Source organism: Streptomyces sp. NPDC005004 (assembly GCF_053600675.1).
This window is the reverse complement of record NZ_JBSGAH010000007.1, coordinates 248474-262170: the sequence shown is the minus strand read 5'-3', so window position 1 is coordinate 262170 and position 13697 is coordinate 248474. Positions and strand designations below refer to the sequence as shown.

General features: G+C 72.0%; 13 protein-coding genes. 5 read left to right on the top strand and 8 right to left on the bottom strand.

The genetic code is table 11. The features are described from left to right. Positions 1-134: 134 nt before the first annotated feature. The 4 genes from ACWEEU_RS12590 to ACWEEU_RS12575 form a co-directional block, all read right to left on the bottom strand. Positions 135-551 carry a Fur family transcriptional regulator gene (locus ACWEEU_RS12590; RefSeq protein WP_307814894.1) on the bottom strand — a complete coding sequence of 139 codons (417 nt, stop codon included), beginning with the start codon at positions 549-551 and terminating at the stop codon, positions 135-137. Between the two features lie 62 nt (positions 552-613). Further along, positions 614-1507: a metal ABC transporter permease gene (locus ACWEEU_RS12585; RefSeq protein WP_451731451.1), complete on the bottom strand. Its 894-nt coding sequence runs from the start codon at positions 1505-1507 to the stop codon at positions 614-616. Then, positions 1507-2286, bottom strand: coding sequence for a metal ABC transporter ATP-binding protein (locus ACWEEU_RS12580; protein ID WP_451731449.1), 780 nt, complete (start codon positions 2284-2286; stop codon positions 1507-1509). Before ACWEEU_RS12580 ends, ACWEEU_RS12585 begins: the two co-directional genes overlap by 1 nt. Then, positions 2283-3245 carry a metal ABC transporter substrate-binding protein gene (locus ACWEEU_RS12575; protein WP_451731446.1) on the bottom strand — a complete coding sequence of 321 codons (963 nt, stop codon included), beginning with the start codon at positions 3243-3245 and terminating at the stop codon, positions 2283-2285. The genes ACWEEU_RS12580 and ACWEEU_RS12575 overlap by 4 nt, the downstream gene beginning before the upstream one ends. 238 nt (positions 3246-3483) lie before the next feature. Between ACWEEU_RS12575 and ACWEEU_RS12570 the strand changes: the two genes are divergently transcribed. From ACWEEU_RS12570 to ACWEEU_RS12560, 3 genes are all read left to right on the top strand, one after another. Next, positions 3484-4866 carry a glycine--tRNA ligase gene (locus ACWEEU_RS12570; protein ID WP_018545240.1) on the top strand — a complete coding sequence of 461 codons (1383 nt, stop codon included), beginning with the start codon at positions 3484-3486 and terminating at the stop codon, positions 4864-4866. Between the two features lie 160 nt (positions 4867-5026). After that, the gene (locus ACWEEU_RS12565) at positions 5027-6037 is read left to right on the top strand and encodes an aldo/keto reductase (protein WP_385743533.1); all 1011 of its coding nucleotides are present in this window, start codon (positions 5027-5029) and stop codon (positions 6035-6037) included. Between the two features lie 77 nt (positions 6038-6114). After that, positions 6115-6705: a TetR family transcriptional regulator gene (locus tag ACWEEU_RS12560; RefSeq protein ID WP_385743535.1), complete on the top strand. Its 591-nt coding sequence runs from the start codon at positions 6115-6117 to the stop codon at positions 6703-6705. Positions 6706-6727: 22 nt separating this feature from the next. Here ACWEEU_RS12560 and ACWEEU_RS12555 read toward each other — a convergent pair whose 3' ends face one another. From ACWEEU_RS12555 to ACWEEU_RS12545, 3 genes are all read right to left on the bottom strand, one after another. Continuing rightward, complete coding sequence (locus tag ACWEEU_RS12555; protein WP_451731441.1) at positions 6728-7867, bottom strand: serine hydrolase domain-containing protein; 1140 nt, start codon at positions 7865-7867, stop codon at positions 6728-6730. A gap of 61 nt (positions 7868-7928) precedes the next feature. Then, a complete protein-coding gene (locus tag ACWEEU_RS12550) occupies positions 7929-8156 on the bottom strand; it encodes a hypothetical protein (protein WP_385743539.1) in 228 nt (75 codons plus the stop codon). Positions 8157-8324: 168 nt separating this feature from the next. Then, positions 8325-9755 carry an MFS transporter gene (locus ACWEEU_RS12545; RefSeq protein WP_451731437.1) on the bottom strand — a complete coding sequence of 477 codons (1431 nt, stop codon included), beginning with the start codon at positions 9753-9755 and terminating at the stop codon, positions 8325-8327. Positions 9756-9934: 179 nt separating this feature from the next. On the opposite strand from ACWEEU_RS12545, the gene ACWEEU_RS12540 reads away from it, so the two are divergent. Then, positions 9935-10822 carry a helix-turn-helix transcriptional regulator gene (locus tag ACWEEU_RS12540; protein WP_451731434.1) on the top strand — a complete coding sequence of 296 codons (888 nt, stop codon included), beginning with the start codon at positions 9935-9937 and terminating at the stop codon, positions 10820-10822. A 58-nt stretch (positions 10823-10880) separates the two neighbouring features. Here ACWEEU_RS12540 and ACWEEU_RS12535 read toward each other — a convergent pair whose 3' ends face one another. Next, entirely contained in the window at positions 10881-12329 is a 1449-nt protein-coding gene (locus tag ACWEEU_RS12535; RefSeq protein WP_385743545.1) for an MFS transporter, read from the bottom strand. Positions 12330-12555: 226 nt separating this feature from the next. Between ACWEEU_RS12535 and dusB the strand changes: the two genes are divergently transcribed. Next, positions 12556-13689: a tRNA dihydrouridine synthase DusB gene (gene dusB, locus ACWEEU_RS12530; protein WP_385743547.1), complete on the top strand. Its 1134-nt coding sequence runs from the start codon at positions 12556-12558 to the stop codon at positions 13687-13689. The last annotated feature ends 8 nt before the right edge of the window (positions 13690-13697 follow it).

Sequence of the window (13697 nt, the reverse complement as noted above, 5' to 3'; positions counted from 1 at the left end):
CGGACGCGAGTGCCGAAGTGGCGGCGGCTGAGCCCGCGGCACCCTGGCCCGACGGCGTGGACGGAGGTCCACTCGGTCCGTAGGCGTTGCCGGGGTCCGGGGGTCCGGGGCCGGCAACGTCACCCCCGCCGAACTCAGCAGCGCGCCCCCGCGCAGTCCGCGCACGTGCCGAAGATCTCCACCGTGTGGGCCACGTTCACGTAGCCGTGCTCCGAGGCGATGGCCTCGGCCCACTTCTCCACCGCCGGGCCCGCGACCTCGACCGCCTTGCCACACGTGCGGCAGACGAGATGGTGGTGGTGCTCGCCGGTGGAGCAGCGGCGGTAGACGGACTCGCCGTCGGAGGTGCGCAGGACGTCGACCTCGCCGGCCTCGGCGAGGGACTGCAGGGTGCGATAGACAGTCGTGAGACCCACCGAGTCGCCCTTGTGCTTGAGCATGTCGTGCAGGTCCTGCGCGCTGCGGAACTCGTCGACCTCGTCCAGGGCCGCCGCCACCGCTGCGCGCTGCCGGGTCGCGCGGCCCTTCACGGGCGGTCCAGCGGTCGTCACCGGGTGCCTCCTCAAGTCTGCGCCTCTGACCGGGCCATTGTGCCAGCCCGGACCCCGCCGGGTCAGACGCCGACCTCGTCCCCGGCCGTCCGCGCGGCCGGAATCGTGCACTCCGCCGGGTCGCCGGACAGCCGTGCCGTACGGGCGCGTCGGCGGGCCAGCGGGGCCGCCAGCACCGCGAGGACGACGAACGCGGCGATGGTGAGCAGCACGATCGTGGCCCCGGGCGGAACGTCCACGTAGAACGACGTGACCGTGCCGCCGAGGGACACCGCGACGCCGATCGCCACCGCGAGGCCGAAGGTCGCCGCGAAGCCCCGGGTGAGCTGCTGCGCGGCGGCCACCGGTACGACCATCAGCGCGGAGACCAGGATCAGACCGACCACGCGCATCGCCACGGTGACCGTGACGGCCGCGGTGACGGCGGTCAGCAGGTTCAGCGCCCGCACCGGCAGCCCGGTGACCCGGGCGAACTCCTCGTCCTGGCTGACGGCGAACAACTGCCGCCGCAGTCCCAGTGTCACCGCGACCACCAGCGCGGCCAGCACCACGATCGCGGTCACGTCGGCAGGCGAGACCGTGGACAGGGAACCGAAGAGGTACGAGGTGAGGTTGGCGTTGGAGCCGCCCGGAGCGAGGTTGACCAGCATCACGCCGCCCGCCATGCCGCCGTAGAAGAGCATGGCGAGGGCGATGTCACCGCGCGCGCGGCCGTACCAGCGGATCAGCTCCATGAGGACCGAGCCCGCGACCGAGACCAGCGTGGCCATCCACACCGGCGAGGAGTGCAGCAGGAAGCCGAGGCCGACGCCGGTCATCGCCACGTGCCCGATGCCGTCGCCCATGAGGGGCTGGCGGCGTTGGACGAGGTAGATGCCGATCGCGGGCGCGGTGATGCCGACCAGGACGGCCGCGAGGAGCGCCCGCTGCATGAAGGCGTAGTTCAGGAGGTCCATCAGCTCAGCAGTCCCGTCCGGCTCGGTCCGGCGCCCTCGGGGGCGTGCGGGTGTACGTGGTCGTGGCCCGGGAGCGCGTGCTGACCCACGGCCTTCGGTGGCGGCCCGTCGTGCAGCACGCAGCCGTGGCGCAGGACGACCGCGCGGTCGATCAGCGGCTCCAGCGGGCCCAGTTCGTGCAGCACGAGCAGCACGCTCGCCCCGCCCGCGACCTGCTCGCGCAGCGTCGCGGCCAGCACTTCCTGGCTGGCGAGGTCCACGCCCGCCATCGGCTCGTCCATGATCAGCAGCTCGGGATCGGCGGCCAGCGCCCGCGCGATCAGCACCCGCTGGTGCTGTCCGCCGGAGAGCGCGGTCACCGAGTCCCCGGCGCGGTCCGCCATGCCGACCAGTTCCAGGGCGCGGCGCACCGCTTCCCGGTCGGACTTGCGGAAGAGGCCGAAGCGGGTACGGGACAGCCGCCCGGAGGAGACGACCTCGGTCACGGTGACGGGCACGCCCCCGGCCGCGCTGGTGCGCTGCGGCACGTACCCCACGCGCGACCAGGCGCGGAACGACTTCAGCGGCGTCCCGAACAACTCCACCGCGCCGGAGAGGGCGGGCACCTGCCCGATGGCGGTGCGTACGGCGGTGGACTTGCCGGAGCCGTTGGCGCCGAGCAGCGCGACGACCTCACCGCGCCCCACGGTCACGTCGACGCCGCGCAGGACGGGGCGGCCGCCGAGTTCGGCGCGGATGGCGCGCAGTTCCAGTACGCGCTCGGTGCCGGTGCCGGTCACTTCGCCCCCAGCGCCTTCTGGAGGGCCTTGAGGTTGGCCTCCTGGACGGCGAAGTAGTCCCGGCCCCGGGACTTCTCGGTGATGCCTTCGAGGGGGTCGAGCACATCGGTCCTGAGGCGGCCGTCCCCGGCGATGGTCCTTGCGGTCTTGTCGCTCACCAGCGTCTCGTAGAAGACGGTGCTGACGCCGTCGGCCTTCGCCAGCTTCTGGAGGTCCTTCACGCGCGCCGCGCTCGGCTCGGACTCGGGGTCGAGGCCGCTGATGGCCTCCTCGGTGAGGCCGTAGCGCTCGGCGAGGTAGCCGAAGGCGGCGTGGGTGGTGACGAAGACCTTGGATCGGGTGTGCGCGAGCCCGTCCTTGTACCGCGTGTTCAGTTCGCCGAGCCGCTCGACCAGGGCGTCGGTGTTCTTGGCGTAGGCGGCCTTGTGCTTCGGGTCGGCCTTCTCGAAGGCGCGGCCGACGCCCTGGGCGACCTGCGCGTAGCGCACCGGGTCGAGCCAGATGTGCGGGTCCTTGCCCGACTCCTCCTCGTCGTGGCCGCCCGCGGGGTGCTCGCCCGCGTGGCCGCCGACCTCGGTGCCGTGCTCCTCCAGCGTGGTCAGCGCGGCCGCGTCGATCTTGGTCTTGACCGGCGACTCGGCCACGGCCTTGTCGACCGACGGCTGGAGCCCCTTGAGGTAGAGGACGGCGTCGGAGTCCTGGAGGCCCGCGATCTGCCGGGGGCTGATCTCCAGGTCGTGCGGCTCCTGGCCGGGGGTGGTCAGCGTCGTCACGTGGACGTGGGAGCCGCCGATCTCGTCCGCCAGGAAGGCCATCGGATAGAAGGAGGCGACGACGTCCAGCTTGTCCGTGTTGCCCGTCGCGCTCGCACCGCCCGAGCAGCCGGTGAGCACGCCGAGGCCCAGCGCGGTGGCGGCCGCGCACGCGGACCCGGATATGAGGCGTCGTCGTACGTTCATGACAGTCATTTTCAACAAAGATGGAAACCGTTGTCAACAAGCTTCCCGGCGTCTTGCGATGCGGGCGCTCGCGGGAGAAGTTTGGGAGGGGCTTGGGTGGCCTTGGGTGATCTTGCCCAGTCCCGGGGCGCCTGCGGGCGGGGGCCGATTTGGCCGAGGGGGAGCCTGCGCCGGTAACCTGAATCATTCGCTGGAAGCATCTCGCTTCAACGCCCGTCGTCGTAATGAAGAGAGCACCGTGGCCGCCGACAAGATCGACACCATCGTCAGCCTGAGCAAGCGCCGTGGCTTCGTTTTCCCGTGCAGTGAGATCTACGGCGGACAGCGTGCCGCCTGGGACTACGGACCGCTGGGTGTCGAGCTCAAGGAGAACATCAAGCGTCAGTGGTGGCGCTACATGGTGACGTCGCGCGAGGACGTGGTCGGTATCGACTCGTCCGTCATCCTGGCCCCCGAGGTCTGGGTCGCCTCCGGTCACGTCGCCACCTTCACGGACCCGCTGACCGAGTGCACCTCGTGTCACAAGCGGTTCCGCGCGGACCACCTGGAAGAGGCGTACGAGGAGAAGAAGGGGCACGCCCCGGCGAACGGCCTGGCCGACCTGAACTGCCCCAACTGCGGCAACAAGGGCACCTTCACCGAGCCCAAGCAGTTCTCCGGTCTGCTCTCCACCCACCTCGGCCCGACCCAGGACTCCGGCTCCGTCGCCTACCTGCGTCCCGAGACCGCCCAGGGCATCTTCACCAACTTCGCCCAGGTGCAGACCACTTCGCGCCGCAAGCCGCCGTTCGGCATCGCCCAGATGGGCAAGTCCTTCCGCAACGAGATCACGCCCGGCAACTTCATCTTCCGCACCCGCGAGTTCGAGCAGATGGAGATGGAGTTCTTCGTCAAGCCGGGTGAGGACGAGGAGTGGCAGGAGTACTGGATGCAGCAGCGCTGGAACTGGTACACCGGGCTCGGTCTGCGCGAGGAGAACATGCGCTGGTTCGAGCACCCGAAGGAGAAGCTCTCCCACTACTCCAAGCGCACCGCCGACATCGAGTACCGCTTCTCGTTCGGCGGCTCGGAGTGGGGCGAGCTCGAGGGTGTCGCCAACCGGACCGACTACGACCTCGGCGCCCACGCCAAGGCGTCCGGCCAGGACCTCTCGTACTTCGACCAGGAGGCCGGCGAGCGCTGGACCCCCTACGTCATCGAGCCCGCCGCCGGTGTCGGCCGCACCATGCTGGCCTTCCTCCTCGACGCCTACACCGAGGACGAGGCGCCCAACGCCAAGGGCAAGATGGAGAAGCGCGTCGTGCTGCGCCTCGACCACCGCCTGGCCCCGGTCAAGGTCGCGGTGCTCCCGCTCTCCCGCAACCCCGAGCTGTCCCCGAAGGCCAAGGGTCTCGCCCAGGCGCTGCGCCAGAACTGGAACATCGACTTCGACGACGCCGGCGCCATCGGCCGCCGCTACCGCCGTCAGGACGAGATCGGCACCCCGTTCTGTGTGACCGTCGACTTCGACACGCTCGAGGACAACGCGGTGACCGTGCGCGAGCGCGACACGATGAAGCAGGAGCGCGTCTCCCTCGACCAGATCGAGGGCTACCTCGCCGCCCGTCTCATCGGCGCCTGACCTCTTCATCTCCGCCCACCCTCCTGTCCGGTCCTCCGGGCCGGAGGGTGGGCTTTTTCGTGCCCGCACCGGGCGCCCGAGGGGCTCCTACCCGCGAGCGGATGACAAATAACAGATGACAGATATTGAATTCTGTCAGTCGTCGTGCCAGGCTGGACGCATGACGATCCCCACGCGCAATCTCGGAACCACCGGCCCCCAGGTCTCCGCCCTCGGCCTCGGCTGCATGGGCATGTCCGGCATGTACGGAGAGGCGGACCGCCCGGAGGCCCTCGCCACCGTGCACGCCGCCCTGGAGGAGGGCGTCACCCTCCTCGACACCGGCGACTTCTACGGCATGGGCCACAACGAGCTGCTGGTCGGCGAAGCCCTCCGCACCGCCCCCGCCCACCTGCGGGAGAACGCCGTGCTGAGCGTGAAGTTCGGCGCCCTGCGCGACCCGGACGGCGCCTGGCTGGGCTTCGACGGCCGCCCCGCCGCCGTGAAGACCTTCGCCGCCTACTCCCTCCAGCGCCTCGGCGTGGACCACATCGACATCTACCGCCCCTCCCGTCTCGACCCGGACGTGCCGATCGAGGAGACGGTCGGCGCCGTCGCGGAACTGGTCGAGAAGGGCTGGGTCAGGCACATCGGCCTCAGCGAGGTCGGCCCCGACACCATCCGCCGGGCCGCCGCGACGGCCCCGATCTCCGACCTCCAGATCGAGTACGCGCTGATCTCCCGGGGTCCCGAGCGCGAGATCCTGCCCACCCTGCGCGAACTGGGCATCGGCGTCACGGCGTACGGCGTCCTCTCGCGCGGACTCCTCTCCAACCACATCACCGCCGACCGCGACTTCGAGGCCACCGACTTCCGTGCCTTCTCGCCGCGCTTCCAGGGCGAGAACTTCCAGCACAACCTGACCCTGGTGGACGCCCTGCGCAAGATCGCCGAGCAGAAGGGCGCCAGCGTCGCCCAGATCGCCATCGCCTGGGTGCTCTCCCGGGGCGAGGACATCGTGCCGCTGGTCGGCGCCCGCACCCGCGAGCGGCTCTCCGAGGCACTGGGCGCGCTCGACGTCACCCTGGACACGGCCGACCTCGCGGCCATCGAGGAGGCCGTACCGGCGGACGCGGCGGCGGGGGAGCGGTACGCCCCGGCCCAGATGGCCATGCTCGACAGCGAGCGGTGAGACGCGGCCCGGGCGCCCGGCGAAAGGACCCGTCTCCGCCGGTCACGGCCGCCTTCCCGCCAGGTACGGTCTAGGACATGGCAGCGACCGAGACCCTGACCGCCGAGCGCATCCTCGAAGCGACCGAGGAGGTGCTGCGCCGCCACGGCCCGGCCAAAGCCACCGTGGTGGACGTGGCCCGCGCGCTCGGTGTCAGCCACGGCAGTGTCTACCGCCACTTCCGTACCAAGGCGGCGTTGCGCGAGGCGGTGACCAAGCGCTGGCTGGACCGCACCTCGCTCAAGCTGGCCGGCATCGCCGGGGGCCCGGGCCCCGCCGAGGAACGGCTGCGCGACTGGCTGTCCGCCCTGTTCGAGGCCAAGCGGCACAAGGCGGGTGACGACCCCGAGCTCTTCGCCACCTACAGCGTCCTGGCCGACGAGAACGGCGCCACGGTCGGCGACCACATCACCGACCTCACCGGCCAACTCGCCACCATCATCGGGGCCGGAGTCGACACGGGCACCTTCCGCCCGGCCGACCCCACCGCCGAAGCCCGAGCCGTCTTCCAGGCCACGGCCCGCTTCCACGACCCCTGCCACGCCCGCGACTGGCAGCGCCCGGAGATCGAGACGGACTTCGAGGCGGTGGTGGGGCTGCTGATACGGGGGCTGCGGGCGGCCGGGTAGTCCGCCGGGCGCCGGCCGCCGCTCAGGCGGTGACGCGCCAGAAGTCGCGCATCGCCGCCGGTGGGGTGGGGCCGGTCATGGCGACCTGGGTGAGAAGGACGGTGACCTTGGCGGTGGCCGGGATCAGGTGGGCCGTGGTGCCGGTGCCGCCGACCCAGCCGTAGCGGCCGGGGACGGTCCAGGGTTCGGTGCGGGCGATGTCCACCGAGCCGCCGTAGCCCCACCCCTGGCCCTCCAGGAAGAGCGGGCTGGCCTCGCGCTGGGCCGGGGTGAGGCGGTCGGTGGTCATGCGGGTCACGGCTTCCGGGGAGAGGAGACGGCGCCCTTCGGGGCTCTCGCCGCGGGCGAGCAGCATCCGGGCGAAGGCCAGCCAGTCGTCGGCGGTGGAGACCAGGCCGCCCGCGCCGGAGGGGAAGCCGGGGAGCCGCTTCCAGTCGTCCACGCGGTCGTCCGAGACCTCGGCGGTGCCGTCCTCGCCCGGGCGGAAGGCGGTGGTGAACCGGTGCCACTCCGGCTCCGGCACGGAGAAGCCGGTGTCCTTCATGCCGAGGGGCTCGAAGATCCGCTCGGCCATGAACTCCGGGAGCGTGCTGCCGGACGCCCGCGCGATCAGGGCGCCCTGGAGGTCGGAGGCGGTGTTGTAGAGCCACGCCTCGCCGGGCTGGTTCAGCAGCGGCACCTTGGCGAGTTCGGCCAGCCAGGTGTCGAGGGCCGGGTAGGTGTGCGGGAAGCGGCCGTTCTGCACGGTGAGCAGCGCGGTGACCGCGGGCAGCGAGAAGTCGGCGGGGAAGCCCCAGCCCGGCCGGGAACTGAGCAGGTGCTCCACGGTGATGGACCGCTCGGCGGGGACCACGTCGTCCACCGGGCTCTCCGGTGTCCGCACCACCATGGGCGCGGCCAGTTCCGGCAGCCACCGTTCCACCGGGTCCTCAGGAGCGACGCGGCCGTCCTCGACCAGCATCATCAGCGCGGCGGCGGTGAGGGGCTTGCTGATCGAGGCGATCCGGAACAGCGAGTCCCGCGCCATCGGCACGCTCCGGCCCTCGTCCGCGTGTCCGACGGTCACCACCTCGACGTCGTCTCCGCGCGCGACCAGCGCGACCGCGCCGGGGAGGCGGCCGTCGTCGACGTACTGGGTCAGGGTGTCGTGCAGTGCGGTCATGGCGATCGCCTTCCGGTCGGCGTGGGACGTCACTGGTGACGACTCCCACGGCGGCGCGGATTCATCGCCGCGCGGGGTCGACCGTCGCCTGATGGGCCTCGGCCAGATGTGCCGCCGCCTTCTCCAGGTGCTCCTCCGCCCTGCCCCACGGCAGGAACCGCGCCCCCTCCCGCCAGCCGCAGGTCCCGCAACTGATCACCCGGCGCAGCCCGTCCTGCCGTACCCCCACCTCGTGCACCCGCCCATGCCGGTCCCACCGGCGCACAGTCCCCGTACCCCTGCTCTCCATGGGCGGAGTGTGCAGCACGGGGAGTGGGGCGGGGGCGGGAACGGAGGGTGGGGACCGTCACAGCGGGCGCGGGCAACGGGGGCCGGGCGCACCCGGGCGGAGCCGCCGTGCCCGGCACACACCCGGCCCATGTGCTGCCCCTCACGCGCCTTCACGCCTCCCGCCTCCTCACCCCACCTCGCGAGGCAGCCGCAGGCTCAGCAGCCCCGTGACGAGGATCGCTCCCAACTGCGTGACGAGCGCCGCGAGCAGCGCGTCCCGCATCCCCAGGTGAGGGATCAGGCCGAGGAACAGCGCGCCCAGAGTGGCCACACCGAGGGCGAGGGACGCCTGCTGGGTGGTGGTGAGGACCCCGCTGCCCACTCCGGCGCGGGCGGACGGTACCTCCGACAGGACGATGCGCAGCAGGTTGGGCAACTGGAGGGCCTGTCCGGCACCGGCGACCGCCGCGCCCGGCAGCAGCGTGCCGAGACCCAGGTGCGGCCAGTCCCGCCACACGGCCAGCGCGATGAGCAGGATGCCGATGCCCTGGAGCACGGCCCCGGTGGCCACCACCCGCGTGCCGAAACGGGCGATCAGCCGCGGCCCCGCCAGCGAGACGAGCAGGAACGACACCGCCATCGGCGCCAGCGCGAGCCCCGCCTTCACCGGCCCGAGCCCCGCCCCCTGCTGAAGGCTCAGCGCGATCACGAACATGAACCCGCTGAAGCCCAGCGAGAACGGCACGATGATCAGCAGCCCGCGCCGCAGCGACGGCGCCGCGAACAGGCTCGGCGGCAGCAGCGGGGTGTGCCCGCGCCGGTCCGCGCGCCGCTCGACGGCGTAGAACGCCCAGGCCGCGACCGGGAAGGCGGCCAGCGACAGCCACGTCCACGGCGGCCAGCCGGTCGCGCGGCCCTCGGTCAGCGGGGCGAGCAGCGCGAGAAGGGCGACGGCGAGCAGGACGGTGCCCGGTACGTCCACCGGTTCGGGGTGCCGGGAGCGGGTGTCGGGGACACGGCGGACGGCGAGTACCAGGCCGAGGACGACCACGGGCACGTTGACGAGGAAGATCGACCGCCAGCCGGTGCCCGCGATGTCGGCGGCGACCAGGACGCCGCCCAGGATCTGGCCGATGACCATGGAGAGCCCCGCCGTCGCGCCGTACAGGCTCATCGCGCGGGCGCGGCGGCCGCCGGTCGTCGTGGCCTGGATGGTGGCGAGCACCTGCGGGAGCATCATCGCGGCCGACGCACCCTGGGCCGCCCGCGCCGCGACCAGGCTCCACGCGCCCGGCGCGAGCCCGCACGCCAGCGAGGTGAGCCCGAAGGCGGCCATGCCGGCGAGGAACAGCCGCCGCCGGCCGAAGAGGTCGCCGAGCCGGCCGCCGAGGACGAGCAGGACGGCGTAGGTGACGCCGTACCCGGCCACGACCAGCTCCAGTACGGCCTCGCTCGCGTGGAGGTCGGTGCCGATCGCGGGCAGGGCGACGTTGACGATGAAGAAGTCGACCAGCGGGAGTGCCGCGGCCAGCAGGACGGTGAGCAGGCCCGGCCCGGTGAGGGTGGGTGCCGCCGCCGGGGCGCGCACGGTGGGCGCGCGGTTGAGGGTCTCGGTCATGTTCACGAGCCTGCGGCGCGGCACAGACGGGTACCAGAGTGTTCTCATCCTGGTACCGGAACTACCCGCCAATCCCCTCCGTCCGAGCCGGGCGGAGCAGGCAACCTGGTACCGATTCCCGCTCATCCTGGTGGCAGAAGTACCTGGAAACTGGGTGAGGGCGGCCGCATCCTGGAACCATGTCGACCATGGCCCAGGAAATCACCGCCGGAACCACCGCCCCCGTGACCAAGAGCGCGGAGATCCGGCGCCATGAGCTGGCCACGTTCCTGCGCAGCCGCCGTGAGCGGATCTCCCCCGAGCAGGTGGGGCTGCCGCGGGGCGCGCGGCGCCGTACGCCGGGACTGCGCCGGGAGGAGGTCGCGCACCTCTCCGCGGTGGGCGTGACCTGGTACACCTGGTTGGAGCAGGCGCGCAACATCCAGGTCTCGGTCCAGGTCCTCGACGCCCTCGCCCGCACCCTGCTGCTCGACCCCAGCGAGCGCGCCCACCTCTTCCAGCTGGCCGGGGCCACCGACCCCACGCCCGCCGCGATCTGCCCGAGCCTCACCCCGGCCCTGCGGGACGCGCTGCGCCAGATGGAGCCGTACCCCGCCGCCGTGCAGAACAGCCGGTACGACATCCTGGCCTACAACCGCGCCTACGCCCGGCTGCTCTGCGACCTGGACGCCGTCCCGCCGGAGGACCGCAACTGCGTCCTCCTCGCCTACACCCACCCCGACTGGCGCTCCTCGATCGTCCACCTCGACGACACCCTCCGCCTCATGGCCGCCCGCCTCCGCGCCTCCCTCGCCGGCCACCTCGGCGAACCCGCCTGGAAAGTCCTGCTGAAGCGCCTCCAGGCACTCCCCGAGTTCCGCGAACACTGGGAGCGGTACGAGGTCGTCGGCAACCGCTCCAAGACGAAGGAGTTCCTCAACCCCTACGTCGGTCACCTCACCCTGGAACACACCGACCTGTGGCTGGGCCCCGACCCGGGCCCCCGGATGGTGATCTACACCCCGAAGAACGAGGAGACGCGGCAGCGGCTGGAGCGACTGTACGAGCTGGCGTGCGCGGCGGGGTGAACGGGCCGGAGCCGTCGGCGGCGGGACGGACCCGGCATCGAGTGGGCCGGTACGCGGCTCAGGCCCGCCCCGCCCCCACCGACTCCCGCACCTCCGGTGCCTCCAGCCGCTCCGCCGTGCGGGTGGCCGTGGCCCGGGCCCAGCGGCCGCTCGTGACGTAGCCGAGGACCAGGACCGTCGCCCCGCATGCCGTCAGGATCCACCAGCCGGGGCGGGCGGCGGAGACGAAGGTGTCGCGGTAGGGGGAGTCGCCGATGCCGGACGCCAGGACCGCGCCGACCACCGCCACGCCCAGGGTCTGGCCCAGCTGGCGGCTCGTGGAGGCGACCGCCGCTGCCACGCCCGCCTGGGCGCGGGGCATTCCCGAGACCGCCGTGTTGGTGATCGGGGCGTTGACGAAGCCGAAGCCGATGCCGAAGAGGACGTAGCCGGCGAGGAGGGTGAGGTTGGAGGTCTCCGCTTCGAAGGCGGCGAAGAGGATGCCGCTCAGGGTCATCGCGGCGCCGGCCAGAAGCAGGGGTATGCGGGGACCTCGGCTGCCCACCAGACGGCCGGAGAGGGGCGCGCACAGGAGGGTCGGGGCGGCCATCGGGAGCATCCAGAGGCCCGCGTGGAGCGCGTCCAGGCCGCGGACGTTCTGGAGGTAGAGCGTGGACAGGAACAGGAAGCCGCCCAGTGCCGCGAAGCCGCTCACCGCTATCACCGTCGCCCCGCTGAAGGGGGCCGAGCGGAAGAAGCGCAGTTCGATCAGGGGTTCCGCGCGACGGGGTTCGTAGATCAGCAGGGCGAGGAGCGCGGCCAGCGCGACCGCGCCGAAGGGCAGTACCGTCGCCGCGCCCGCGTCCGGCGCCTCGATGATCGCGTACGTCAGGGAGCCGAACAGGGCGATCACCAGGAGCTGGCCGACCGGGTCCGGGCGGCGCGGCTTCGGCGCGCGGGACTCGGGGACGAAGCGAAGCGTCAGGAGCAGGGCCGCCGCGCCCACCGGCAGGTTGACCCAGAAGATCGAGCGCCAACCGACCGACTCCACCAGGAGCCCGCCGACCAGCGGACCCGCCGCCATGGAGATGCCGACCACCGCACCCCACGCGCCGATGGCCCGCGCCCGCTCGCGCGGGTCGGTGAAGGTGTTGGTGATGATCGACATCGCCACCGGGTTGAGCATCGAGCCGCCGACCGCCTGGATCATGCGGAAGACGACGAGCAGTTCGAGGTTCGGCGCCAGGGAGCACAGCAGGGAGCCGACGGTGAAGATCGTCAGGCCGGTCATGAAGACGCGTCTGCGGCCGATCCGGTCGGCGGTCGAGCCCGCGAGCATCAGCAGCGAGGCGAGCACCAGGGTGTAGGCGTCGATCGTCCACTGGAGGCCGGAGGTGGTCGCGTGGAGTTCGCGCTGCATCGAGGGGAGCGCGACATTCAGGGCGGTGTTGTCGAGGCTCACGATCAGCAGGCTCATGCAGCAGATCGCGAGCACGAGCAGCCGCCGCCGGTGGCTGAGCTCGGGCATGGGCTCCATCGTACGCCCATTTCAATAGTGCGGCTAACTAATTACCAATGCACGGATATCGGCGAAAGGGCGGCCACCCGGGGGACATGAGGGACAATGGACGGCGGCCCTCGCCCCACCGGCACCACGGCCCCGCCCACCGGCACCACGGCCCCCGGCCCACCGGCGACGGGGCCACGCCCCACGGGCCACCGCCGCCCCACCGACATCCGACCCGGAGCCCCTGATGAACCAGCCCCTCTCCATCGGCCCGCACGTCGTGGCGCCGCCCGTCGTGCTCGCACCCATGGCGGGGATCACCAACGCGCCCTTCCGCACGCTGTGCCGGGAGTTCAGCGGGGGCAAGGGCCTGTTCGTCAGCGAGATGATCACCACCCGGGCGCTGGTCGAGCGCAACGAGAAGACCATGCAGCTCATCCGGTTCGACGAGACCGAGAAGCCGCGCTCGATCCAGTTGTACGGCGTCGACCCGGCCACCGTCGGCAAGGCCGTCCGCATGATCACGGAGGAGGGTCTCGCCGACCACATCGACCTGAACTTCGGCTGCCCGGTCCCCAAGGTCACCCGCAAGGGCGGCGGCTCCGCGCTGCCGTACAAGCGGAACCTGCTGCGCGCCATCCTGCGCGAGGCCGTCTCCGGCGCGGGCGACCTGCCGGTCACCATGAAGATGCGCAAGGGCATCGACGACGACCACATCACCTACCTCGACGCCGGCCGCATCGCCGTCGAGGAGGGCGTCACCGCGATCGCGCTGCACGGCCGTACCACCGCCCAGCACTACGGCGGCACCGCCGACTGGGAGGCCATCGCGCGGCTCAAGGAGCACGTCCCGGAGATCCCGGTGCTCGGCAACGGCGACATCTGGTCCGCCGAGGACGCGCTGCGCATGGTCCGCGAGACCGGGTGCGACGGCGTCGTCGTCGGGCGCGGCTGCCTCGGCCGGCCGTGGCTGTTCGCGGACCTGGTGGCCGCCTTCGAGGGGCGTACGGACGAACTGGCGCGCCCGAGCCTGAAGGAGGTGGCCGACGTCATGGTCCGCCACGCCACCCTGCTCGGGGAGTGGCTCGGCGACGAGGCGAAGGGCGTGGTCGACTTCCGCAAGCACGTCGCCTGGTACCTCAAGGGCTTCGCGGTCGGCTCCGAGATGCGCAAGCGGCTCGCGATCACCTCGTCGCTGGAGGCGCTGCGCGCCGGGCTGGACGAGCTGGACCTCGACCAGCCCTGGCCCACCGGTGCCGACGGCCCGCGCGGGCGCACCTCCGGCAACAACCGCGTGGTGCTGCCGGACGGCTGGCTGAAGGACCCGTACGACTGCGCGGGCGTCGGTGAGGACGCGGAACTGGACACGTCCGGCGGCTGAGTGCCGTC